Origin of the sequence: Serratia sp. C2(1) (assembly GCF_036352655.1) — a bacterium.
GTDB classification, from domain to species: Bacteria; Pseudomonadota; Gammaproteobacteria; order Enterobacterales; family Enterobacteriaceae; genus Serratia; species Serratia inhibens.
Genome location: NZ_JAZFBA010000001.1, coordinates 134,238 through 157,634, shown reverse-complemented (window position 1 = coordinate 157,634; position 23,397 = coordinate 134,238). Strand labels below are relative to the sequence as shown.

The 23,397-nt window shown below is 58.8% G+C and carries 19 protein-coding genes; 2 read left to right on the top strand and 17 right to left on the bottom strand.

The window, feature by feature from the left end; all coding sequences use genetic code 11:
* Window positions 1-41: 41 nt before the first annotated feature.
* On the top strand, window positions 42-1,067 hold the full coding sequence (locus V2S86_RS00775; protein WP_330760821.1) for a M4 family metallopeptidase: 1,026 nt from the start codon (window positions 42-44) through the stop codon (window positions 1,065-1,067).
* Window positions 1,067-1,408, top strand: coding sequence for a protealysin inhibitor emfourin (locus V2S86_RS00770; protein ID WP_119804929.1), 342 nt, complete (start codon window positions 1,067-1,069; stop codon window positions 1,406-1,408). Before V2S86_RS00775 ends, V2S86_RS00770 begins: the two co-directional genes overlap by 1 nt.
* Window positions 1,409-1,412: 4 nt before the next feature.
* Here V2S86_RS00770 and V2S86_RS00765 read toward each other — a convergent pair whose 3' ends face one another.
* From V2S86_RS00765 to fdx, 17 genes are all read right to left on the bottom strand, one after another.
* The gene (locus tag V2S86_RS00765) at window positions 1,413-1,634 is read right to left on the bottom strand and encodes a zinc ribbon domain-containing protein (protein WP_330760820.1); all 222 of its coding nucleotides are present in this window, start codon (window positions 1,632-1,634) and stop codon (window positions 1,413-1,415) included.
* 152 nt (window positions 1,635-1,786) lie between these two features.
* Window positions 1,787-2,743 (bottom strand): AEC family transporter, encoded by a 957-nt coding sequence (locus V2S86_RS00760; protein ID WP_006318145.1) that lies wholly within the window; start codon window positions 2,741-2,743, stop codon window positions 1,787-1,789.
* A gap of 97 nt (window positions 2,744-2,840) precedes the next feature.
* On the bottom strand, window positions 2,841-4,322 hold the full coding sequence (der, locus tag V2S86_RS00755) for a ribosome biogenesis GTPase Der (protein ID WP_119804927.1): 1,482 nt from the start codon (window positions 4,320-4,322) through the stop codon (window positions 2,841-2,843).
* Between the two features lie 132 nt (window positions 4,323-4,454).
* Window positions 4,455-5,636, bottom strand: a complete 1,182-nt coding sequence (gene bamB, locus V2S86_RS00750; RefSeq protein WP_330760819.1) for an outer membrane protein assembly factor BamB — start codon at window positions 5,634-5,636, stop codon at window positions 4,455-4,457.
* A gap of 11 nt (window positions 5,637-5,647) precedes the next feature.
* The gene (locus V2S86_RS00745; protein WP_330760818.1) at window positions 5,648-6,268 is read right to left on the bottom strand and encodes a YfgM family protein; all 621 of its coding nucleotides are present in this window, start codon (window positions 6,266-6,268) and stop codon (window positions 5,648-5,650) included.
* A gap of 13 nt (window positions 6,269-6,281) precedes the next feature.
* A complete protein-coding gene (gene hisS, locus V2S86_RS00740; protein WP_330760817.1) occupies window positions 6,282-7,556 on the bottom strand; it encodes a histidine--tRNA ligase in 1,275 nt (424 codons plus the stop codon).
* A gap of 139 nt (window positions 7,557-7,695) precedes the next feature.
* Window positions 7,696-8,817: a flavodoxin-dependent (E)-4-hydroxy-3-methylbut-2-enyl-diphosphate synthase gene (ispG, locus tag V2S86_RS00735; RefSeq protein ID WP_004952070.1), complete on the bottom strand. Its 1,122-nt coding sequence runs from the start codon at window positions 8,815-8,817 to the stop codon at window positions 7,696-7,698.
* A gap of 47 nt (window positions 8,818-8,864) precedes the next feature.
* Window positions 8,865-9,848, bottom strand: a complete 984-nt coding sequence (rodZ, locus tag V2S86_RS00730; RefSeq protein WP_330760816.1) for a cytoskeleton protein RodZ — start codon at window positions 9,846-9,848, stop codon at window positions 8,865-8,867.
* Window positions 9,838-10,584: a type IV pilus biogenesis/stability protein PilW gene (gene pilW / locus V2S86_RS00725; protein WP_330763126.1), complete on the bottom strand. Its 747-nt coding sequence runs from the start codon at window positions 10,582-10,584 to the stop codon at window positions 9,838-9,840. The genes rodZ and pilW overlap by 11 nt, the downstream gene beginning before the upstream one ends.
* A gap of 87 nt (window positions 10,585-10,671) precedes the next feature.
* The gene (locus V2S86_RS00720; RefSeq protein ID WP_004952075.1) at window positions 10,672-11,868 is read right to left on the bottom strand and encodes a bifunctional tRNA (adenosine(37)-C2)-methyltransferase TrmG/ribosomal RNA large subunit methyltransferase RlmN; all 1,197 of its coding nucleotides are present in this window, start codon (window positions 11,866-11,868) and stop codon (window positions 10,672-10,674) included.
* A gap of 275 nt (window positions 11,869-12,143) precedes the next feature.
* The gene (gene ndk / locus V2S86_RS00715; RefSeq protein ID WP_004952077.1) at window positions 12,144-12,569 is read right to left on the bottom strand and encodes a nucleoside-diphosphate kinase; all 426 of its coding nucleotides are present in this window, start codon (window positions 12,567-12,569) and stop codon (window positions 12,144-12,146) included.
* 121 nt (window positions 12,570-12,690) lie between these two features.
* Window positions 12,691-15,069, bottom strand: coding sequence for a peptidoglycan glycosyltransferase PbpC (pbpC, locus tag V2S86_RS00710; RefSeq protein WP_330760815.1), 2,379 nt, complete (start codon window positions 15,067-15,069; stop codon window positions 12,691-12,693).
* A 61-nt stretch (window positions 15,070-15,130) separates the two neighbouring features.
* Complete coding sequence (locus V2S86_RS00705) at window positions 15,131-20,122, bottom strand: alpha-2-macroglobulin family protein (protein WP_330760814.1); 4,992 nt, start codon at window positions 20,120-20,122, stop codon at window positions 15,131-15,133.
* A gap of 265 nt (window positions 20,123-20,387) precedes the next feature.
* Entirely contained in the window at window positions 20,388-21,218 is an 831-nt protein-coding gene (gene sseB, locus V2S86_RS00700; RefSeq protein WP_013814152.1) for an enhanced serine sensitivity protein SseB, read from the bottom strand.
* Window positions 21,219-21,307: 89 nt separating this feature from the next.
* A complete protein-coding gene (gene pepB, locus V2S86_RS00695) occupies window positions 21,308-22,603 on the bottom strand; it encodes an aminopeptidase PepB (RefSeq protein WP_330760813.1) in 1,296 nt (431 codons plus the stop codon).
* Window positions 22,604-22,826: 223 nt separating this feature from the next.
* On the bottom strand, window positions 22,827-23,027 hold the full coding sequence (gene iscX, locus V2S86_RS00690) for a Fe-S cluster assembly protein IscX (RefSeq protein WP_006327336.1): 201 nt from the start codon (window positions 23,025-23,027) through the stop codon (window positions 22,827-22,829).
* Between the two features lie 32 nt (window positions 23,028-23,059).
* Complete coding sequence (gene fdx / locus V2S86_RS00685) at window positions 23,060-23,395, bottom strand: ISC system 2Fe-2S type ferredoxin (RefSeq protein WP_004952086.1); 336 nt, start codon at window positions 23,393-23,395, stop codon at window positions 23,060-23,062.
* Window positions 23,396-23,397 lie beyond the last annotated feature (2 nt).

Below are 23,397 nucleotides of genomic sequence, written 5' to 3'. Positions count from 1 at the left end.
TATTGACTTATTGAGGGTAATTTTGCTTAAGGAGAGCCCCTATGCCGACCCTGACCGCGCGTTCAGTCATCCCCCCTTATATGCTGCGCAGAATTATTGAACACGGCAGCGCACCGCAGCGCGACTGCGCATTGCACACCCTGAACCACGTCCAAAGCCTGCTCGGCAACAAGCCGCTGCGTGCGCCCGGCGCGAAAATCGCCGGCGGCGGCGCAGTCATCCGCGATATCTACGACGCTCAAAACGGCACTCAGCTTCCCGGCAAGCAAGTGCGCAACGAGGGCCAGGCCAGCAACCATGACGTGGCGGTGGACGAAGCCTATGACTACCTCGGCGTAACCTACGATTTCTTCTGGCAGGCGTTTGAGCGCAACTCGTTGGACAACAAAGGCCTGCCGCTGACCGGCAGCGTCCACTACGGCCACGAGTATCAGAATGCCTTCTGGAATGGTCAGCAGATGGTATTTGGCGACGGTGACGGCGAGATCTTCAACCGTTTTACCATCGCTATCGATGTCGTCGGCCACGAACTGGCGCACGGCGTAACCGAAAGCGAAGCCGGGCTGATTTATTTCCAACAGGCCGGCGCACTGAATGAGTCTATGTCTGACGTCTTCGGTTCGTTGGTCAAGCAGTTCCATCTTCGGCAAACCGTCGACAAGGCCGACTGGCTGATTGGCGCGGGTCTGCTGGCCAAGGGCATCAACGGCAAGGGCCTGCGTTCGATGTCTGCGCCCGGCACCGCCTACGACGATCCGCTGCTGGGCAAAGATCCGCAACCGGCCGACATGAAGGATTACATTCAGACCAAAGAGGACAACGGCGGCGTGCATCTCAACTCCGGTATCCCCAACCGCGCCTTCTATCTGGCGGCTACCGCGCTCGGCGGCTTCGCCTGGGAGAAAGCCGGCTACGTCTGGTATGACACGTTGTGCGACAAAACGCTGCCGCAGGATGCCGACTTCGCCACCTTCGCCCGCACCACGGTGAAACATGCGCAGCAGCGTTTCGACCGCACCGTGGCGGACAAAGTGCAGCAAGCCTGGCATCAGGTGGGGGTGAAATAATGAAACCCTTGCCGTCGCTCAATCAGGACACGGTCATTGAGCTGGCGCGTGAAGGCGGTTTTGCCTTTATTCCCAAACTGGCGGGCCAGCGGCGCATTGCGCTGGCCGATATTACGCCGGAGCAGCGCCAACGTCTGAGCCAGTTATTGAATCAAACGCTGCCCTACGCGCAGGAAGAGGGAAAACCGGGCTCCCCCGGCTGCGGCGACCAGCGCTACTTTCGCGTGCAAATCAGCTATTACAGCCAGAATCTGTGCAGTGAAATCGTCTTGTTGATCCCGGAAACCAGCGCACCGCAGGCTTTGATCGATTTATGGAAAACCGGCCAGGTGGATGAGTGAATGCTTACAACGGCTGATAATCAAATAGCACGCGCTTTTTGGATATCAGCCCGTGGCCGTTCTGACACAGATAATCCACCGCGCCGCAAGCCTTCAGCTCCTGCAACGGCTGCCCGCAGTCCGGACAATGGGCCAATTGCCGATAATCGCGTGTGCAGGCTGCGCAATGGTAGTGACCATTCACCCACTCCATCGTTTGATCGCATTGCGGACAGTGCGCTTCCATACTGACTCCCAAAGCCTGCTCAGCAGGCGTTATTGTCGCGGCCAATTTGGGTGCGGGCAGCGCGCAGAACCCGAAGCGTACACAGAGTACGTGAGGCGTTCGAGCACTGCCCAATCCCAAAGTGGCAAGTAAAATAGCCTGGTGTACAGGCTTTAGATCACGCCCCATGAGCGCAAGAAGTATATCCCCAGCGCGGTGGTAAAAAACGAACCGACGGTGGTAATGGCAATAATATTCGCTGCCAGCGTGGCGTTGCCGCCCATGGCGCGCGTCATGACATAGCTGCCCGAGGCGGTCGGCGTGGCGGAAAACAGGAAGATAATCCCCAGCGCCGCACCATGAAAGCCCCACAGCCAGCCGCCCAGCGTCATCAATACGGGCACCAGGAACAGCTTGGCCGACGATGACAACGCGGCAACGTTGGACGAACGGAACATGGCACGCAGATCCAGGCTTGCGCCGGTGCACAGCAGCGCCAGCGGCAGCGACAGCCCGGAGATATAGCTGCCGGTCTGCCGGATCACCTGCGGGATTGCCAGGCCGGTTTGCGCGAACAGCAGCCCGCACACCAGGCCGATAATCAGCGGATTGGTGACAATGCTGCGCAGCAGCGACAAACGGCCGATCTTCTTGCCATGCCCGCCCTGCAGGCTGCGCGTCAGGGTAATCACCGACAGCACGTTAAACAGGATCACCGTGACCGTCAGGTACAACGAACCCAGCGCCACCCCTTCGTCGCCATAGGCCGTCATGGCGTATGCCAGGCCGACAATGGCGGTATTGGCGCGGAACCCGCCCTGCACGAACACGCCCCGTTCACGCGGTTCCTTAACCAACCAGACCGCCGCCACCTCCAGCAGCAGGAAGGTGGCGATGGTGCCGATCGCGCCATAGAGAACCAACGGCAGGTTGCCCAGCAGTTGCGGATGATTGGTGGCGATACTGAAGAACAGCAGGCAAGGCAGCGCCAGATTGAACACCAAGCGTGTGGCGCCATCGATAAAACGATCGTCCATCAGCCGCCAGTGGCGCAGCAGTATGCCCAGCAGCATCATTAAAAGATTAGGTACGGTGACGCTGAACGCAAAACTCCAGGTTTCCCAGGACATGGTGTTCCTTCAACTGGCGGTGACAATATGCAGATAATAGAACGACTTCGGGCCAATAAAAAAGAGCGCGGTATTGCTACCGCGCTCTTTTTGAAGATTATTTGCTTTTCTTCAGGTGGCTCATCAGGCGTTTACGCTTGCGCATCTGGTTCGGCGTCAACAGGTTGCGCTTGCCGGCGAACGGGTTGTCACCCTCTTTGAACTGGATGCGGATTGGCGTACCCATGACCTTCAGTGAACGACGGAAGTAGTTCATCAGATAACGTTTGTACGAGTCGGCCAGATCGCTCACCTGGTTGCCGTGGATCACCACAATCGGCGGGTTGTAACCCCCGGCGTGCGCGTATTTCAGCTTCACGCGGCGGCCACGCACCAACGGCGGCTGGTGGTCTTCGGCAGCCATCTGCATGATTTTGGTCAGCATGGAGGTGTTCACGCGACGGGTCGCGCACTCGTAGGCTTCCTGCACGGATTCGAACAGGTTGCCGACGCCGCTGCCGTGCAGCGCAGAGATGAAGTGCACGCGGGCGAAATCGACAAAGCCCAGGCGCAGATCCAGCATCTCTTTCACATGCTCGCGATCTTCCTCACTCATGCCGTCCCACTTGTTGACCGCAATCACCAGTGAGCGCCCACTATTGAGGATAAAGCCGAGCAGCGAGAGATCCTGATCGGAAATGCCTTCGCGCGCGTCAACCACCAACAGCACTACGTTGGCGTCTTCGATCGCCTGCAGGGTTTTGATTACCGAGAATTTCTCTACGGTTTCCGTGACCTTGCCGCGTTTGCGCACCCCGGCGGTATCGATCAGCACGTATTCGCGCTCGTCGCGTACCATCGGGATATAGATGCTGTCGCGGGTCGTGCCCGGCATGTCGTACACCACCACACGCTCCTCGCCGAGGATGCGGTTAGTCAGTGTGGACTTACCTACGTTAGGACGGCCAACGATCGCCAGCTTGATCGGCAAATCTTGCGGGTTGAAGTCGTCTTCCGGCTCTTCGTCCTCCGGGATTTCGTCTTCCTGCTCAGCCCAGTAAGCGGCGTTGGCCTCTTCTTCGGTCAGCTCGACTTCTTCGGGTTTTTCACCGACAAACGGCACCAGCACGTGTTCGATCAGCTGTGCTACGCCACGTCCGTGCGAAGCGGCGATCGCATACACGTCACCCAGGCCCAGCGAGTAGAAATCGGCGGTGGCCATGTCCGGATCCATGCCGTCGGTTTTGTTGGCGACCAGGAAGGTGGCCTTCTGACGGTTGCGCAGATGCTGGGCAATGCCCTGATCGGCCGGCATCAGGCCGGCACGAGCGTCGACCATGAACAGCACGATGTCCGCTTCTTCAATCGCCAACAGCGATTGGCCGGCCATGCGCGTTTCAACGCCGTCTTCGGTACCGTCGATGCCCCCGGTATCGACGATAATAAATTCATTACCCTCAACTTCGGCACGACCATACTTGCGGTCTCGCGTTAGCCCGGGGAAATCCGCCACCAGCGCATCGCGCGTATGTGTTAAACGGTTAAATAAGGTGGATTTACCCACATTCGGGCGCCCAACCAGCGCGACGACAGGTATCATTGTGAAGCCTCATTACTTAATAATCAATGCGTTACTACACCACGGATAGACACCGGAAGTGCAGCTTATAAAATACGAAACGGCCCCTGAACACTCAGGAGCCGTTTGCAAACCGTGCGATGACCGGCAGCGTTAGCGGGTGAAAGCGTAAACTTTTCCGCCTCTGGCCTGGATAACCAGCTTATCGTCGGCCACCATCGGCGCAGACAGGAAGCCGGAGCTATCCACTTCCTGCTGGGCAACAAAACGGCCGTCCGTGGTGTTAATCCAGTGCAGGTAACCTTCGGAATCGCCGGTTACCAGATAACCATTATACATCACCGGCGGGGTCAGGTTGCGGTGCAGCAGATCGCTCTGCGTCCACACTGTTACGCCGCCTTCGGTGCTCAGCGCTACCACGCGATCGTTCTGATCCACCAGATAGATGCGGCCCGCGTCCACGATGAAGTCGTTCACGGAACCCAGTTCACGCTTCCACATGATCTGGCCGGAACGCAGATCCAGCGCCGTCAGGTTGCCATTGTAACCTAATGCGTAGACAACGCCTTCAACAATCACCGGCGTCGTGTCCACATCGTTCAGGCGATCGATCTCGGTCGCGCCGCTCGGCTGGGAAATACGCTGTTGCCAGATCAACTGGCCTTGCTGCATCAGCACTGCGCTGACGCGGCCGTTATCACCGCCGACAATCGCCGCGCCAAAGGCAACGGCCGGTGCGGACTCACCGCGCAATGACAGCGATGGCATGTCCAGGTTAACCGTCCACTTCACCGCACCATCAGATTCGTTCAGCGCCTGCAGCAGGCCATTGGAGGTATGGATCAGCACCATGCCGTCGCTGATTACCGGGCGAGAAATCGCTTCGCCGGCTACCTTGGTCTGCCACGCCACTTTACCGTCTGCGGTATTCAACGCGTAAACCACTGCTTTTTCACTGCCGACGTAAACCTTGTCGCCTGCGACCGCCAGGCCGCCTGACAACAGTGCCGGCAGGTTGCTGGAGAAGAAGCCGGTTTTCTCGGAGAGATCGACCTTCCACTTTTCGTCACCGCTGTCGGCATTCATCGCTTTCACGATACCGTGGCGGTCAGCAGCATAAAGAGTGCTGTCCTGGAAAGCGGGACGCAGGTGAGAATAAAACTCACCGACACCGTTACCTACCGATGTGCTCCACGCCTTGTTCGGCGTGAACTGATTTTCAACTTTTGGCAGCGGCGACATGGTAACCACGTCTTCTTCACTGTTAAACAGCGAGCAACCACTCAGCAAGGCGACGGAAACCAGTCCGACCAAGAGTGTTTTACGCAATTGCATGGGAATTCCCCTTAGCTGGACAAGTTATTCAATTTCATGCGCAGCAGAACCTGCAGCGCCTGAGAAGCGTTGGACTCAATGCCTTTGCTGTAAGCCTCACGCGCACCTTTGGTGTCGCCTTTGGCCAGCAACGCGTCGCCGCGTGCATCTTGCGCCATCGCCGCCCAACCTTCGCCTTTCACGCCATCCAGCGTTTTCAGCGCTTCATCCAGCTTTTTCTCCTGCAACTGGACACGCGCCAGACGCAGGCTAATCATCGCCAGCATATTATCGTCTTTGGTCTGGCCCTGAGCCAGTACCAACTGCTGCTCTGCCTTGGCAAAATCATTTTGCTCAACGAAGTGCTTCGCCAGCTCCAGCGAGGCCAATACGCCATAGCTATTGCTGTTGGCCTTGGCAAACGCCTCCGCAGCGGACACGTCGTCCGGCTTACCGGCCGCCAGACGATCGCTGGCCTCCTGATAGGATTGGGACGCAGCCATCATGTTGGAGTTTTGGTGGCTCTGCCAGAAACGCCAGCCGACCAGGGCACCAATTCCGAGCACCACACCTACCGCCAGCGCTTTGCCGTTCTCGGCAAAGAACCGACGCACGGCGTCGACTTGTTCGTTTTCAGTGGTATAGACTTCCACGGTGTCCTTCTCCTTAACCTAACATCGTTGCCAGACGCACTGCGACTTCGCTTTGCGCCAGCGTTTCTTGTTCACCACTGCGCAGGTCCTTAACCACCACCTGCTGTGCCGCGACTTCGTTCTCACCGAGGATCAAAGCGACGCGTGCGCCCCATTTGTCCGCACGGGTGATCTGTTTCTTAAAGTTGCCGCCGCCGTAGTTGGTCATTAATTTCAACTGGGGTGCCGCATCACGTACGTTTTCTGCCAACTGCATCGCCGCGCTTTGGGCGCCGGCGCCGGAAGAGATAACATACACGTCAATGGTCGCTGGGGCTTTGAAATCCGGATTCACTGCCTGAACCAGCAATACCAGACGTTCCAGACCCATCGCGAAACCGACCGCCGGCGTCGCACGCCCGCCCAGTTGCTCGACCAGGCCGTCGTAACGGCCGCCGGCACACACCGTTCCCTGAGCGCCCAGACTGGTGGTCACCCATTCGAATACTGTACGGTTGTAGTAGTCCAGACCGCGCACCAGGCGTTCATTGATGGTATATGGGATACCTGCCTGAGCCAAAAGTTCACACAGGCCGTCGAAGTGGGCTTTGGATTCTTCATCCAGATACTCGGACAGGCGCGGTGCGTCGTTCAGCAAGGCCTGAACTTCCGGATTTTTGGAGTCCAGTACGCGCAGCGGGTTGCTGTACATGCGGCGTTTGCAATCTTCGTCCAGCTTTTCTTTATGCTGTTCCAGGAACGCTACCAGGGCATCGCGGTAATTGGCGCGCGCCTCCAGCGAGCCGATTGAATTCAGCTCCAGATTCACGTGCTCGGAAATACCCAGCGCTTTCCACCAGCGGGCGGTCAGCAGGATCAGCTCGGCGTCGATGTCCGGGCCTTGCAGGCCGAACACTTCCACACCCAGCTGATTGAACTGGCGATAGCGACCTTTCTGCGGGCGCTCATAGCGGAACATCGGGCCGATGTACCACAGACGCTGTTCCTGATTGTACAGCAGACCATGTTCGATGCCGGCGCGAACGCAGCCGGCCGTCCCTTCCGGACGCAGCGTCAGGCTTTCGCCGTTGCGATCCTCGAAGGTGTACATCTCTTTTTCCACGACGTCGGTCACTTCGCCGATCGCGCGTTTGAATAACGGGGTCTGCTCTACAATCGGCAACCGGATTTCGCTGTAACCGTAGCTGCCCAGCACCTGCTTCAGTGTGCCTTCAATACGCTGCCATAATGCCGTATCTTCCGGCAGGTAGTCGTTCATGCCGCGAATGGCTTGAATGTTCTTTGCCACGTGATTTCTCTGTCCGTTGTCTATAAAAATGAACCCGATTATAGGGACTTTGCCGCCCCGTATTCAACGCGGGTGCCGCTTTCTGCCCCCCGGGTTCATAAACAAGCGGGCTAATCAGCCCGCCATGTAGCGATAACGCTTATTTTTCCAGCAGATTGACCGAGATGCGATTGCTTTCGTCCATCATCGACGCCTTGGCGCGAATCTTCGCCTCCAGTTGGTCAATCATCTGCTCGTTGTCAAAACGCTCTTTCTGGCGCACGCCGTCTTCGTAAAAACCGCTCTTGTTATGGCCACCGGTCACGCCCAGCGTGGAAACCAGCGCTTCGCCCGGCCCGTTGACCACACAACCGATAATCGAAATGTCCATCGGCGTGATGATGTCTTCCAGGCGTTGTTCAAGCGCGTTCACCGTGCCGATAACGTCAAACTCCTGACGCGAACAGGTCGGGCAGGCGATGAAATTAATGCCGCGCGCACGAATGCGCAGCGATTTCAGAATATCGAAACCGACTTTCACCTCTTCCACCGGATCGGCCGCCAGCGAAATACGCAGGGTATCGCCAATGCCTTCCGACAGCAGCAGCCCCAGGCCAATCGCCGATTTCACCGAACCGCTGCGCATGCCGCCGGCTTCGGTGATGCCCAAATGCAGCGGTTGATCGATACGCGCGGCCAGCAGGCGATAAGATTGCACCGCCAGGAATACGTCGGAGGCTTTGACGCTGACCTTGAACTGATCGAAGTTGAGGCGATCGAGGATATCAACATGACGCATCGCCGATTCGAGCAGCGCTTCCGGCGTAGGTTCGCCGTATTTTTCCTGAATGTCTTTTTCCAGCGAGCCGCCGTTCACCCCAATACGAATCGGGATGTTTTTATCGCGCGCGCAGTCCACGACCGAGCGGATACGCGACTCGTTGCCGATATTGCCCGGATTGATACGCAGGCAGTCCACGCCGTACTCGGCAACCTGCAACGCAATGCGGTAATCGAAGTGGATATCGGCGACCAACGGCACGTTAACCTGCTGTTTGATCAGCTTGAACGCCTCGGCGGCGTCCATGGTGGGAACTGAAACGCGGACGATATCTACGCCCACGCGCTCCAGCGCTTTGATCTGATTAACCGTTGCTTCAACATCGGTGGTACGGGTGTTGGTCATCGACTGCACGGCAATCGGCGCGCCATCACCAATAGGCACCTTGCCGACGTAAATTCGCGTTGATTTTCGACGGTTGATGGGCGCTTGGTTATGCATTACTTACTCTCCATTGTTGCTCTGGCTTCACGACAATGGCCGCGCAATTACTGCGCGGCAATGGTCAGACGAGCAACACGGTTTGATTTAACGAACCGGCTTAAATCCACCGGCTTACCTTGATATTGAATCTGTACTGCGGCCGGTGCGCCAATAGTCAGTTTATATGGCGCGGTGCCTACCAGGTTCAGCTTGCCGCCGCTCTTTTGGGTGCCGCTGAACAACGTCTTGCCGCTGGCGTCGCTAACCTGCAACCAACAGTCAGAGGAGAAGTTCATCACCAACGCATTGGGATCTTCAGCCGGTGCTGCCAGGCCCGCTTCGCCGGTCGGCAGCGGCGCTTGCGCCGTCGGAGCCGCAGGCGCGGTCTCTGGGAGCGGAGCTTGGCTTGGCGAAACCACCGCAGGTTGCTGCGCGGTTTCACTGCCGGTGGCGGCCGGAGCCGGTGCTGCCTGTTGCGCCGGCGCTACGCCGGTATCTACCGGCGTCGAACCATTGTCAGCCAAAAGCGCGCTGTTGTCGGCATTGCTGTCGGTCAACGGCACGGATTGGCCTTCATTGTTTTGTGAAAGCTGGGCGGAAGATTGATCGGCCATGGTGGCGATCTCTTCCTGCTGCGCCTTGTGGTTTTGCCACCACCAGGCGCCGGTCAGACCGACTACCACGAACACAATCAGCCAGGTGAAGCTCATCAGCCAGCCGTCGCGTTTTTTGCGGCGCTTGCCTAACGAGAAACTCTGCATTGGCGCAACTTTTGCCACCTTCAGCGGAGCCTGCTTGGCCAGCATCGGCAGCAGTTCATCTTCCGGCAAATGCACCAGCTTGGCGTAGGAACGGATATAACCACGCACGAAAGTCGAAGCAAGGTCTGCGGAGAGATTGTCTTCTTCTATGTCGCGCACGGTAGACATTTTGAGGCACAGGCGTTCTGCAACGGCCTGTTGACTCAGCCCGAGTTGTTCACGGGCTTGACGCAGACGTTGGCCTGTCGTCATGGATACGGTTTTATCTTGGGAGGCTTCAGTATTCATTAGCTAAGAACTGCTGGTACTGTTTGGATTGTGGAAAACTTCGCGCCAGCTGCTTGCCATAGCGTTGAACGCTATCCTGGCGGCCTGCTAACGCGGCGAAACGAATCTGTAACCATAAGCTGTCGGCGCTAGCCGGCAGAACATGTTGATAACTATCCAATAAAAGTTGCGACTGAGCGCGCTTCCCTTCTCCAAATTGCTTTTCTGCCTCCACCAACAGTGGAGTGCCTTTGTCCGGATCGATCTTCAGGGCGCGCGTTAACAAGGTGCGTGCTTCATCGTTCTGTCCGGCCTTGAGAAAACAGTAACCTGCGTTTTCCAGGCTGTCGGCGACCTGACCATAATCCGGTGCCAGGGCCGCGGCGCTAAACTGCTGTTGTGCCGGTACATACTGCCCTAAACCGCAAAGAAACGCACCGTAATTATTCAGTACGGTGCCATTGTTTGGCGCAAGTTTGAGCGCCTGCTGATAACGCTGTTCAGCCGCGCCATTCTCACCTATCCGCTGCTCGTAAAGTGCCATGCCCAATTGGGTACGGTAATCCTGCGGGGCGGCGTCCGCCGCTTTTTCCAGATTCTGCCGCGCGGCGTCCAAATCACCCTGCTTCAGATATTCCAGCCCCAGTTGCAAACGCGTCTGGCCCGCTTCAGGTTGCGCGTCTTTTTCCGGTGACGACCCGGAACAGCCGGCCAGTAAACCGGCCGCCAGCAACATGCCCCACAGATTCAGCTTCATGCCCGCATTCATTTCCTTATCTGATGTCATCTTGACGTCCATTCACATAACAGACTGTTAGATAACAAAAAAATCATGCTATAGGATTCAGACCGCACGCACGTTGATAGGTTCCCCGGCCATTTTCTTTTTCAGGGTACGCTTGGTACGGTCGATCACTTCACCTGCCAGTTGCCCGCAAGCGGCATCGATATCATCACCACGGGTTTTACGAACAATAGTCGTAAAGCCGTATTCCATCAACACTTTGGAAAAACGATCCACGCGGCTGTTGGAACTGCGGCCGTAAGGCGCGCCGGGGAACGGGTTCCATGGGATCAGGTTGATCTTGCATGGCGTGTCCTTCAGAACCTCCGCCAATTGGTGCGCATCGTCGGTGCTGTCGTTGATATGATCCAGCATCACGTACTCGACCGTAACCCGGCCCTGATTGGCGTTGGATTTCTCCAGGTAGCGGCGTACCGCAGCCAGGAAGGTTTCGATATTGTATTTGCGGTTGATGGGGACGATTTCATCGCGGATCTTGTCGTTTGGCGCATGCAGCGAGATCGCCAGCGCAACGTCAATCATATCGCCCAATTTGTCCAGCGCCGGTACGACACCGGAAGTAGACAGGGTAACGCGGCGTTTGGACAAGCCAAAGCCGAAATCGTCCAGCATGATTTCCATCGCCGGCACGACATTGTTCAGGTTAAGCAGCGGCTCACCCATGCCCATCATCACCACGTTGGTGATCGGGCGTTCGCCGGTGACTTTCAGTGCGCCGATGATTTTCGCCGCACGCCACACCTGGCCAATGATTTCCGACACGCGCAGGTTACGGTTAAAGCCCTGCTGAGCGGTCGAACAGAATTTGCACTCCAGCGCACACCCCACCTGGGATGACACGCACAGGGTCGCGCGATCGCCGTCCGGAATAAACACGGTTTCGACCTGCTGATCGCCGACTGTGATCGCCCATTTAATGGTGCCATCGGCTGAACGCTGTTCTTCTGCCACTTCCGGCGCGCGAATTTCGGCGACGCTCTGCAGTTTGTTGCGCAGCACCTTGTTGATATCGGTCATCTGCTCAAAATCATCGCAGCAATAGTGGTATATCCACTTCATGACCTGATCGGCGCGGAAAGGTTTTTCGCCCATTTTGGCGAAGAACTCACGCATTTGCTGACGGTTCAAATCCAGCAGGTTAATTTTGGCCGCAGCCGGGGTTTCCGCGTTAACGGATTGAGTAGTCAGCGAATTATTTTCAGACACGATGTGCTCGGACGTGATGGGTTCTAACATGATGATCTCTGGCCTCGTTGTTACACGTTATGGCGCTAAAGAATGGAAAGTAAGTGTGCGTGTAAATCGCACTGAAAAACGCGCCCCTGACAAGACGACTCATCAGGGGCGCGGCATTGTACAAATTTTAGTAGCAGGTTGCCATGACTGAAAGGCATTCAGGGCATTTTTATTGTTTCAGCCGGTGAATGCCTTGCCATGCAAACCACAACACGGAATATCCGATGGGTTTCAAATTGCAGCCAACCACGCGGCAGCCTGAAAGACGACGGATATTAGCGTGGACAGATTTCGCTTTCGTTAAAGAAGTAAGCGATTTCGCGCTGAGCAGATTCTACTGCATCAGAACCGTGTACGGCGTTGGCAGTGAAGCTGTCCGCGTAGTCAGCACGCAGGGTGCCGGCCAGTGCGTTGTCCGGGTTGGTTGCGCCCATGATGTCACGGTTGCGCTGTACTGCGTTTTCAGCTTCCAGAACCTGAACCACGATTGGACCGGAGGTCATGAACTCAACCAGACCGTCAAAGAATGGGCGGCCTTTGTGCTCAGCATAGAAGCCTTCGGCTTGTTCGCGAGTCAGACGCAGCATTTTGGATGCGATGATTTTGAAACCGGCACGCTCGAAACGAGCATAGATTGCGCCGATGTCGTTATTGGCTACAGCATTGGGTTTGATGATGGAAAAGGTACGTTCTACGGTCATGATGGCCTCTGTATGGCTTCCAAAACTGACCGGTCTGCAATTAAACGCGTGCCGGCCTTCTTAAGTGGCGCAGATTATATGTGTGCTGTTAACGCTTGCCTACGGGAAAATCAACATTTCATTAAAAATTATTATCTTCATTCTTCACTGTGCGGGCCGACGATGAAAAACCGGCCTGGTCGAGGCTAAATCCGCGTAGCGCCACCTGGCCGCTCTCATCCAGCAGGCTGAGCTGATAGCGGCCCGGCTGCGTCAGCGTCTGCAACAGCGACTCCCCTTCCCCCACCAACCGGCCGTTCAGGAACCACCAACGCTGCCCGCTCCCTCCCTGGGCGCTGACCCGCAAATCAAGCGCATTTTTACCCGGCAGGCGCCGCAGTAGCGCGCCGTCGCGTATGCCCAGCATCAGCAGAGGCGGTGCCTCCTGTTGTTGCAAGGGCGGGCACTGCGGATCGCCGGCCGGCAAACGCTGGGCGCGGCGTTCCGCCGGCGGCAACCATGGCTCCAGCGGCGTTGGCCACAGCGTCAAACGATGCGCCACCGCCCCCGGGCAATCCGCCGCCACGCGCAGCCCGCGAGCATTCAGCCACACCAGGGGTTGGCTGCCCAACGCGCTTTCCTGGCCCGGTGCAGACAGCGTCGGCGGCAAGGTTCCGTCGAGGATCCAGCTCAGGCGTCGCTGGCGGCAGTTACTGTCACCGGCGGCAAGCGGCTGCCCGCCTGGCCAGCAGATCTCCGCGCGGCTGACGCTCGCCGGGCGCGGATCGGTCGGGATCCCTTGCCCGCGTTGGCGCAAAGAAGTCAGCAGCAAATTATTGACCTGGTTCAGCAGCGGTACCGCCGTGGCGAAACCGAACTGCCCGGCCACCGGCGTGCCGTCTGGTCGCCCAACCCATATGCCCAGCGTGTAACGGGCGTTAACGCCAATCGCCCAGGCGTCGCGGTAGCCGTAACTGGTGCCGGTTTTCCACGCCAGCGGCACGCTGGCAGGCAGCACGTCATCCGGTAACGGGCGCGCTTCTCCCGCCAATATGCGCCGCACAATCCAGGCTGCGCCCGGCGACAGCAACTGGCGATCGTAAAGCCCTTGCCGAGGCGTAAAACGCAGCGGTGCCACTTTGCCTTGCCGGGCCAATGCGCTGAACCCGGCGACCAACTGATCCAAGCGCGCGCCGGCTCCGCCCAGAATCAACGCCAGGCTCGGTTCGGCGTGGGCCGGCAGCCGCAGCTCCACGCCTACGTTGCGTAAATTGGCGGCAAAGCGTTTTGGGCCGTAGGCCTCCAGCAGTTGCACCGCCGGCAGATTAAGCGAGCGCGCCAGCGCCTCGCTGGCGCTGACCGGACCGTGAAAACCGGTGTCAAAATTGCCGGGTCGGTAATCGCCGAAGCGACGCGGCACATCCTGCAACAGCGATTCAGCGTGGATTAACCCATCGTCCAACGCCAGTCCATACAAAAAGGGTTTGAGCGTCGAGCCCGGCGAGCGCCAGGCGGCCACCATATCCACATGACCGAAACGGCCATTGTCATTGAAATCCAACGAGCCCAGGTAGGCGCGCACCTTCATGTTGGTGTGATCGACCACCAGCACGCCAACCGAGGTTTTTTCCGGCAATTGGCTCTTCCAGCCGCGCGCCAGTTCTTCAAGCCGCCGCTGTAACGTAGCGTCCAGCGTGGTCGTTACGACCTGGCTGCGGTTACTCTGCGTCATGCGTCGCGCCAGCAACGGCGCTAACTGCGGCACCTGACGCGGCGCCAGCCACAGCGCTTCCTGGCGAATTTCATTCACCTGCCGCGCCGGCCAAACGCGGTAATGCGCCAGCCGCTCCAGCACCTTGTCCCGTGCGGCCTGCGCCCGTTCCGGATAACGATCCGGCCGCAAACGGCTGGGCGCTTGCGGCAATACCGCCAGCAACGCCGCTTCTCCACGCGTGAGCGCCGCAGGCGGTTTGCCCAGATAGGTCCAGCTTGCCGCGCCAATTCCCTGCAACGTGCCGCCATAGGGCGCCCGGTTAAGGTAGATTTCGAGGATTTGATCCTTAGATAAATGCCATTCCAGCTGCGCGGTACGCCACACCTGCCGAAATTTGCCGGCCAGCGTGCGCGGATGGGGATCGATAAGGCGCGCCACCTGCATCGACAACGTGCTGCCGCCGGAAACAATCTGTCCACTGCGCAGGTCCTGCCAGGCGGCGCGGGCCAGCGCCAGCGGGTTGATGCCGGGATGCCGATAAAACCAGCGGTCCTCATAGGTCAGCAACGCTTGCAGATAATAGGGCGACACCTGCCGCAACGTCACAGGATAACGCCACACGCCGTCATGGTCGGCATAGCGCCACAGCGGCGTGCCGTCTTCCGCCACCACCACTCGGGCCATCTCGGCATCTTTCAGCGGCAGCGGCCACAGCCGATCCGCCAGCCACAGCAAAGCGGGCGGCAGGAAAATCACCAGCAGCCAGATTAACCCGCGGCGGCGCAAATGGGCGAGGAAGAGAGTCATAAGAAAAGCATCGCTCCCTTCCCCCGCCACCGGTTAAACCACCGGGGCGGGACAGGGTAGGTCATCGGGCAATCTCAAGTCGCGGCGGCGTAGTGCCCAACGCGCGCCAGGCGGGCACATACATCGACTCCACCTGCGGAGCCGGCACCAGATAGGAACCCGGCGTCACCGCACGCGCCAGATACAGCAGTGTGGTATGACGGTATCCGTCGATATTCACCGCCGCCAGGTAGCGATCGTCGCGGAACTCCTGGTGTTTGATATCTGCCTGCTGCATATCCTGCAACAGTTCGGTCACGCTGCTGGCGCTTTCGCCCAGGCTGGCGCTGCTGTCCCCCAGATTCTGATTTTCCAGCTCCAGACCGGCCGGCAACAGATCGACGACCAGCGCGTCCGGCACCGCGTTATCGGCCCAGACATCCAGATGCACCAGAATCAGCTGTCCGCTTTTCAACTGGGTCAGATCCACAGGTTTACCGTCCAATCCCAGGAATTCACGGCGAATGTTCAACACGTTGCTCTGCGGCTGCGGCGCCTGCTCCGGGTAACCGACCAGATCGGCGCGGCTGTACAGCGTGCCGCTGCCGGTATTGGTGAGTTGCAGCCCCGCAGCCACCTGCTCGGCGGACAGGTGTTGCGTCAGTGCCTGGCTGCCGGACAGCTCCTTGCCCTGCGCCGTTTGCGCCTGCCACGGCGTTTCGGCACTGCCGATCAGGTTACGCGCCGCCAGGAACAGCGCGTTGCTCTCCTGCGTGGACAGATAACGCTCGCCGTTAAGCCGCTCGGACAGCGACAGCAAGCGCTGGTCGCGTACCGCCGGCAGCAGATTATTTTCGGTCAGCAGCGCCAGGATCATCGCATCGTCACGCAGTGGGCTGCCGTAATCTTCCAGCCAGTAATCTTTGGCGCTGCGCTGTGTCGCCAGCCCTTGCTCGATCGCCTGGTTGGCGCGCGGCATATCCCCCATCAGCTTCAGCGCGACGCCAAGCTGCACCAGCGGCAAGCCTGAGCGAGCGTCGGCACGGCGTTCATACAGCTGTCGCAAGGCACCAAGCGGTGCTTGCTGTTGACGCGCCAGCACCAACCCGGCATAGGCTTGCACCGCAAAACGGGTGTGATCAGGGAACGGGGTATAGGCGACGTCGATCTGGCTGCGGTCCTGTAAATAACGCTGCAGGCGGTTATTGGCCGCGGTCAATGCATCGGCCGGTACGCTGTAATTCTGCTCGCTGGCGCGGAACAGGAAGTCTGTGGCGTAGGCGGTCAACCAGAACTCTTCCTGGCTGTCGCGGCTCCACAGACCAAAACCGCCGTTAAAGCGCTGCATGCTGAGCAAGTGCTCAATGCCGGTATCTATGCTGCTGCGGCGGCTTTCATCACTGCCGGTTTTGATACCCAGTGCGCTCAGTTGCGCCCGGTTGGTATACAGCGACGGATAAAGCCCGCTGGTCGTTTGTTCCAGGCAACCGTACGGATAGGCGTAAAGCTCGCTGATATAACGCGCCAGATTAATCGGCGGCCTGCTGGTTAACAGCCATTGCCCCTCCAGGGTTGTCGGCACCAGGCCGGCGGCGGCATCGGCCGGCAGGCTCCAGCTTTCACCGGCGCGGATCACGCTGGCGAACTGGCGGGTTTGCGCCGGGTAAGCCGGCCGCACGCCAATCGTCCAGGTATGCTGATAATCTTTCAACGTTTCACCCGGCAGCGTCAGGCCGCTGACACTCAGCGCCACCTCTCCCTGGCCAAAGCCCATCAGCGCCTGCACCGGTATCTGCAGCGTGGTGCGTTCGCCGTTTGCCAGGCTGACCTGTTGTTCGCCCGCACCTTGCAGCGCCACCAATCCGCCGGCGGCCAATTTCAGCGTCAGCGTCTGCGGCTGGCCGGACAGATTGCTGACGTCCAATGCCAGCTGGGTGCTGTCGCCCCCGGCCAGGAAACGCGGCGTCGCCAGCTCTGCCACCACCGGTGCGGCGACCAGGGTTTTGGCCTCCGCCTTGCCGAAGTCTTCGTCGCTCCACGCTTGCGCCATCAGCCGCAGTTCGCCGTTGAAATCCGGAATGGCGATCTGGATCTCGCCCTCGCCCTTGGCGTCCAGCTTAACCGGCTGCGCCTGTTGGGCCACGATGGTCACCATGGTAATAGGTTTTTTACCGCCGCGCGACAACGCATCTTCTTCGTCGCCGTCACCGCCGTAACGCAGGTTGGCCAGGCGCCCTTTGCCCTCAATCAACTGCCCGTAAACATCGTACTGATCGGCGCTGTAACGCTTGCGGCCAAAGAATGCCTGATACGGGTCCGGCGTCGCGTAGTCGGTGATATTGAGAATGCCGCTGTCCACGGCGGAAAGCAGTACGTTGATTTGCTGCGGCGGTTTGCCCTCGCTATGGGCCGCCTTGACCTTCACCGTCAGCGTCTGATTCGGCCGCATGCGCTGCGGCGCCTCCAGCGTTAACGCCAGCTTGCGTCCTTCATCCACCAGCGGCAGATGCAACAAGCCCACGGCCCGTTTCGGCGTCGACTGTTGCTGTTTGTCACCAGGGCGGATCACCAGCGCACTCAGATACAGATCGTGGCGTTTCCAGTCCTGGTTAATCGGCACCTCGACATCGGCACCGCCGGCCGGTACCTCCAGTTCCTGCCACCACAACGGCCCATCGCTGGATTCCACCAGCAGATACCCCTTGCCGGCGGCCGGCGCTTCAATATGCAGTTTCACTTTTTCGCCCGGCTTATAGGCCGGCTTGTCCAGCTTCAGCTTCACCTGGTCCGGCCGCACCGCACCGCTGCCGTTGGTGTTATCTTGCCAGCTGTAACCTGCCCAGAATCGCAGGCTGGTGATCAGGGTGCTCTGCGGATCCACCACTTCAATGCGATACGCGCCCCATTCCACCGGGAAACTCACCTTGGCGCTGCCGTTGGCGGCAATATCCAGGGTCTGTTCCGCCAGCGGCAGATCTTTCTTGTCATACAGCGACTGCCAGCCTTCCCCTTCCGACCATTGCCAATAATAGTCGCGGCGCTCACGCACCAACCGGGCCTTCAGCCCGCTGGCCGCCAGCTTCTCCCCGGCGGCATTGGCGTAAACGATATCAAAGCCGGCCTGGGTGTTTTCATCCACGACCGGTTGAGCCTGATAGCTGTCGCTGCGGTAGTCGTAAATCTGTTGTTTGTTGAACAACGGCCGAATGCCGGGCAGCGCATCGGCAGGCCAGATCGCCTGTTCGGCGCGACGCGTTACCGGACGGCCGCCGGATTCCAGCAGGCTGGCCTGCAGGATCGCTTTCAGCGGGGATTTCACCTCGGCCCAACTGCTGTCTACCGCCACCTGCACCTTGCCCGCGTTGTCCAGCGCCTGGTCGAACTCGTCCATATTGCGCGACAGGCTTTCTTCCGTCACCGAGCCGAATTCATAACCCGGCAGGCTGCTGACCGCCTCACGCTGGGGCCGCAGGAACACCTGTCCTTGCAGGCGATTGCCGGAAGCCGGCGCACCGTACAGATAGCGGCCAGTGACGTCAAACACCAGTTGCGCGTCGGGTTGCAGCGGGGTTTTCTGTGCGGTGATGTCGAGCGCCATGCGCTCCGGCAGGAAATCCTCGACCTTGAAGCCGTAAAGCCGCGGCTGGTTGTCCCCCAGATTAAAGCGCAGCGACCAGTTGCCGGTCGGCCCGCCCTCGGGGATGTGATACCGGTATTGATACAAGCCGTCCTGCGGCTGCCAGACAAAGCTACGCGCCACCTGATCGTCCGGCTTGACGATATCCACCTTCACCGGTTGGGCCGGCAGCGGCTTGCCGTCGGCATCGCGCAGCAAAGCGTTGACGATCAGCGTTTCGCCCGGCCGGTACAGATCGCGCGGGCCAAAGGCGAAGAACTGTTTGCTGTAGCCTTCCGGCCCGGCGATATCAAACTCGGCCAGATCCAGCGCCGGCGTCGAAAGATCTATCATGCTGGTCTGGCCCTGTTGGGTGGCCAGCAACAAACGCGCCTTGCTGTTTTTCGCCAGTTGAGCGTGCCCTTGCTTATCGGTCGTGCCCTGCGCCAGGGTTTGGCCTTTTTCATCCAGCAGGCGCAGCTCAACCGCGCTTAGCGCCGCGCCGCCTTCCAGCCCCTGGGTAAAGATGTCCAGGCGATCGTGGTAGCTGTGCAGCGAAACGCCGATATCGCTGAGTGTGAACAAGGTCGCCGGATTGGTATAACCGTAATGACCGGCCTGCTGCATCACCGCCAAATAAACGCCGGGCTGCTGCAACGCCTCAATGCCGTTCAGCGGCAGCAGCAGGCGTTCGCGGGTATTGCGTTGCGGGTTGAGATCGAAACGGCCGCTGTAGACCAGATCGGCCATTTTCAACAACTCCTCCGACTCCCAGCTGGAAAGCGCGTTGCGATATTCCCAATTGGCCAGGAACGCCGGTAAGGCATCGGCCTTCACCCGGAAGAAGTTAACGTCCACGTTGTCGACGTTCAGCGCCATCACCGCTAACCCCTGCGCCAACTTGGTCGGCAGCAGCGAGCCTTTGCCGGCAAAGCCGACGCTGGGTTTGATATCGCGGGTGGCGAGGGTTTGTTGCTGTTGTTGGCCCAGTTCGGCGCCGTTGAGCGCTTTCAGGCCGCCTTCAACGGTCAGCACCAGCTTGCGGTTGGGTTGCAGATGACGCAGCCGCAGCTCCATCAGGTTATCCGACAGCTCCCAGGCACCGTCGATTTTACCGCTGACGCTGTCGACCAGGTGCACCCGCGCGGCGAAGTCCTGATTCGGATCCAGCGGCAAAGAAAACGTCAGCACCATAGCGCTGGCGCCATCGAGTTGCAGTTCGGAAGCATCCAGCAACGCCAGCGGCTTGCCTGCGTCGCGTTTCGCCAGCACCGCCAGTGCGGCGGCATCCGGCCGTTTCGCCTGGGTGACGCTGCTCGTCGGCCCATCAGCTTGCGCCGCAGTTGTTTTTTGACCGCCATCATCACAGGCGGCCAGCAACAGCAAGCCCCCCGCCAATGCGATCCCCTGACAAAGTTTCTTGCCTGATGCGAATGCCCCTGAACGGCATGGTTTCATCGTTTAACTCCCTGGCAGCGTTTGCGCGGCTCGTCGGCGCTATATCCGGATATGGATGAATAATAGCAGCGCCGCTCCCCAGGCCGTGAAACATTTCAATCTGTGTCGAGCGTAATGACGAAGCGCTGTGCAAAGAACTGTTACGCCGATCACACTGCGTAACGTTACTTGTCACCATTAGCGTTATTTGATTTCAAAACAATAGGATAGATAGGAAACTGAGCGCTACCGGCGGGCTGCACGCCGCACGGTAGCAAGAGAAGGGTTACTGCGTTTTGTCTGTGGAGGGAATGATGTTACGCAACCAACTCCCCCAGCGGCGCTGGTAGAAAGGTTGAGTATGGGTGATCAGATAATGGCTGACCCCACGCTCTTTTTCCGACACCAGACAAAAATCCACCGGTTCGTCATTGGGTGCCGTTTCGCTGGCCACGCTGCCGGCTTCGTTGATCAAGGCTTCGATATCCCCTTGATCGCCATCCACTTCCAGCCCCACCAGCAGGTTAGGTTTTTCATCCACCGCCTGATCATGCATCAGCGCCAAAAACGCGCGGCGTACCGGTTTGCGCTGGCTGAACAACGTGGTCAACGCATCCACCATCGCCGACGGATATTCTTCCGGCTGGCCCAGCAGGATCTGGGTATCCTTATCGATGTAGCGTTCCGCAGGCTTGGCTACGCCGCCGGTAGCCAGCAGCATCGCGACTTCCTCGGGATAGAACTCTTTGCCGTACTCGGCTTTCGGGTTAAGGAACAGATCCGCGCCTTCGGTAATCTCGAACAATACCCGCGCCGGCATGGCGATAAACGGCTGTTCATCTTCGACGGCTTTCTGCAATGCTTCCAGCGAGGAGAAGAACGGAATGATGCTGCCGCCGTCCTGTTTTTCCCAGTGCTGGATATTCACCGGAGTATCGGCATTCAGCGTAATGTCGCCGTCCTGCTGCACCTGATCGCTGTCGCCGAGAATCAATACCGTGGCATCGAGCAACTCGCGGAAAAACGCCGGGCGATGGGCCGGCTCCGTCACCGCCAGCTTCAGCAGACGTTCAAGTTCGTTCTCGCCCGGGGCGGCATCGTGATGATGGGAACTCATGGCAAACTCCAGCAATTAAATAACGGGGCCCAGCATGCTGGGCCCCGAGGATAAAGCATATTCTACCGCCCGCCGCGGCGGGCTTTCAATTATTTGGCTTTGCTCAGCAGCAGATTGGCCAGAGTCCGCACGCCCAGACCGGTCGCGCCGGCAGACCACTGATCGACCGCGCCTTTGCGGTAGGTCGCGGAACAGTCGATGTGCAACCAGCCTTGCTGATAGTTTTTCACGAAATGCGACAGGAAGGCGGCCGCGGTGCTGGCGCCGGCGGTGTAAGCCGGGCCGGCCACGTTGTTCAGCTCGGCAAAATTGGACGGCAATTGGCTGCGGTGGAACTCGGCCAACGGCAGGCGCCAGAAAGGTTCTTGCTCCGCCGCCGCGCTGGTCAACAGTTCCTGCGCCAGCGCATCGTCAAAGCTGAACAGCGCATGGTAATCGTTACCTACCGCCGTTTTCGCCGCACCGGTCAGGGTAGCGCAGTCGATAATCAGCTCGGGGTTTTGCTCGGACGCGTCAATCAGGCCATCGGCCAGCACCAAACGCCCTTCCGCATCGGTATTCATCACCTCAACGGTTTTGCCGTTACGGTAGCGAATGATGTCGCCCAGTTTGAAGGCATTGCCGCTGACCATGTTGTCGGCACAGCACAGGTACAGCTTCACGCGTTGCTTCAGGCCGCGAGCGGCAGCCAGCGCCAGTGCGCCGGTAATGGTGGCTGCACCGCCCATGTCGGACTTCATCGAGTCCATAAAAGCGCTTTGTTTCAGGCTGTAGCCACCGGTGTCAAAAGTGATGCCTTTCCCCACCAGGCAAGCGAATACCGGCGCATCCGGGTTGCCGGTCGGGTTGAAATCCAACGCCAGCAGCACGGGGGAACGGTCGGAACCGCGGCCCACGGTGTGAAGGCCGGCGTAGTTTTGCTCGCGCAGATCTTCACCCTTGGTGATGCGGTAACTGACGGCATCGCAGCCAACATCACACAGCAGATCGACGGCGCGGGTGGCCAGTTGCTCCGGCCCCAGATCTTCAGCCGGCATATTGATGGTGTCGCGTACCCAGTCAACAATCTTCAGGCGCTGTTCCAGTTCTTTACGGTCGTCTTCCGGCAGCTCTGCCCACTCGACGCTGCGTTTGCCTTTCGGCCCACGGAACCCTTGCCAGAATGCCCAGCTGTTTTCCAGATCCCAGCCCTCACCGGCCAGTTTGACGTTTTTGATGCCCTGGCCGTCGATTTTACGCGCGGCGCGCTGAACGCTGCCCAGCTTGTCGTTGCCGGTCAGGTGAATGGTCATCCCTTCCGCATTGGTGCTCAGCAACGCTTTCTCGCCCCAGCGAGCGTCCGCAGGTTGGTGCGACAGCGTTACCAGCATAATTTCAGTTGTCATAGCCTTCTCACTCCGGATGTTCCCTTTATTATTTCATTAGGGCTTTATTGCATACCCTATGGATTTCAAATTGCAGCTAGGCGGCCAGCGATCTCATCCCCAGGAGCTTACTCAGGTAAGTGACTGGGGTGTGATCGTGCAGGTAACAACGCTGCAGTTTGAAAGACGACGGGTATGTCGGATACAAAATAAACGGGCCGCCCAAGGCAGCCCGTTACGCTATTTACTCCGCTTCATCTAACCAGACCAGCAGAATCGCTTCCAGTATTTTTTCGTTGGAAGCCTGAGGATCGTCGTCGAACTCTTCGAGATCGCAAATCCACTGATGCATGTCGGTAAAACGTACGGTTTTCGGATCGGTGTCCGGGTATTGGTCGTACAGGGCTTCGCCGATTTCACGGCTGTCGGTCCACTTCAGTCCCATTATGATCTCCAGCTCTGCGCCGCGACTAGCAATTAATGCTCACGCGCATGGTTAACGGTATAACGCGGCATTTCTACCACCAGGTCTTCATCGGCGACCAGCGCCTGGCAGCTCAGGCGGCTTTCCGGCTCCAGACCCCAGGCCTTGTCCAGCATGTCGTCTTCCAGCTCGCTGCTCTCTTCAAGCGAATCAAAGCCTTCGCGCACGATGCAGTGGCAAGTGGTACAGGCGCAGGATTTCTCGCAGGCGTGTTCGATTTCAATCCCGTTGCGCAGGGCAACGTTAAGGATCGATTCGCCTTGCTCGGCTTCCAGTACTGCCCCCTCCGGGCACAGATCTTGATGGGGCAGGAAAACAATTTTAGGCATGA

Bases quoted from the DNA above. Each gene is read 5' to 3' on its own strand.
- iscX (WP_006327336.1), bottom strand. From the start codon at position 23,027: ATGGGACTGAAGTGGACCGACAGCCGTGAAATCGGCGAAGCCCTGTAC.
- V2S86_RS00775 (WP_330760821.1), top strand. From the start codon at position 42: ATGCCGACCCTGACCGCGCGTTCAGTCATCCCCCCTTATATGCTGCGC.
- fdx (WP_004952086.1), bottom strand. From the start codon at position 23,395: ATGCCTAAAATTGTTTTCCTGCCCCATCAAGATCTGTGCCCGGAGGGG.
- ispG (WP_004952070.1), bottom strand. From the start codon at position 8,817: ATGCATAACCAAGCGCCCATCAACCGTCGAAAATCAACGCGAATTTAC.
- pbpC (WP_330760815.1), bottom strand. From the start codon at position 15,069: ATGACTCTCTTCCTCGCCCATTTGCGCCGCCGCGGGTTAATCTGGCTG.
- pepB (WP_330760813.1), bottom strand. From the start codon at position 22,603: ATGACAACTGAAATTATGCTGGTAACGCTGTCGCACCAACCTGCGGAC.
- V2S86_RS00705 (WP_330760814.1), bottom strand. From the start codon at position 20,122: ATGAAACCATGCCGTTCAGGGGCATTCGCATCAGGCAAGAAACTTTGT.
- ndk (WP_004952077.1), bottom strand. From the start codon at position 12,569: ATGACCGTAGAACGTACCTTTTCCATCATCAAACCCAATGCTGTAGCC.
- der (WP_119804927.1), bottom strand. From the start codon at position 4,322: ATGATACCTGTCGTCGCGCTGGTTGGGCGCCCGAATGTGGGTAAATCC.
- sseB (WP_013814152.1), bottom strand. From the start codon at position 21,218: ATGAGTTCCCATCATCACGATGCCGCCCCGGGCGAGAACGAACTTGAA.
- V2S86_RS00765 (WP_330760820.1), bottom strand. From the start codon at position 1,634: ATGGAAGCGCACTGTCCGCAATGCGATCAAACGATGGAGTGGGTGAAT.
- rodZ (WP_330760816.1), bottom strand. From the start codon at position 9,848: ATGAATACTGAAGCCTCCCAAGATAAAACCGTATCCATGACGACAGGC.
- pilW (WP_330763126.1), bottom strand. From the start codon at position 10,584: ATGAAGCTGAATCTGTGGGGCATGTTGCTGGCGGCCGGTTTACTGGCC.
- V2S86_RS00720 (WP_004952075.1), bottom strand. From the start codon at position 11,868: ATGTTAGAACCCATCACGTCCGAGCACATCGTGTCTGAAAATAATTCG.
- V2S86_RS00760 (WP_006318145.1), bottom strand. From the start codon at position 2,743: ATGTCCTGGGAAACCTGGAGTTTTGCGTTCAGCGTCACCGTACCTAAT.
- V2S86_RS00770 (WP_119804929.1), top strand. From the start codon at position 1,067: ATGAAACCCTTGCCGTCGCTCAATCAGGACACGGTCATTGAGCTGGCG.
- bamB (WP_330760819.1), bottom strand. From the start codon at position 5,636: ATGCAATTGCGTAAAACACTCTTGGTCGGACTGGTTTCCGTCGCCTTG.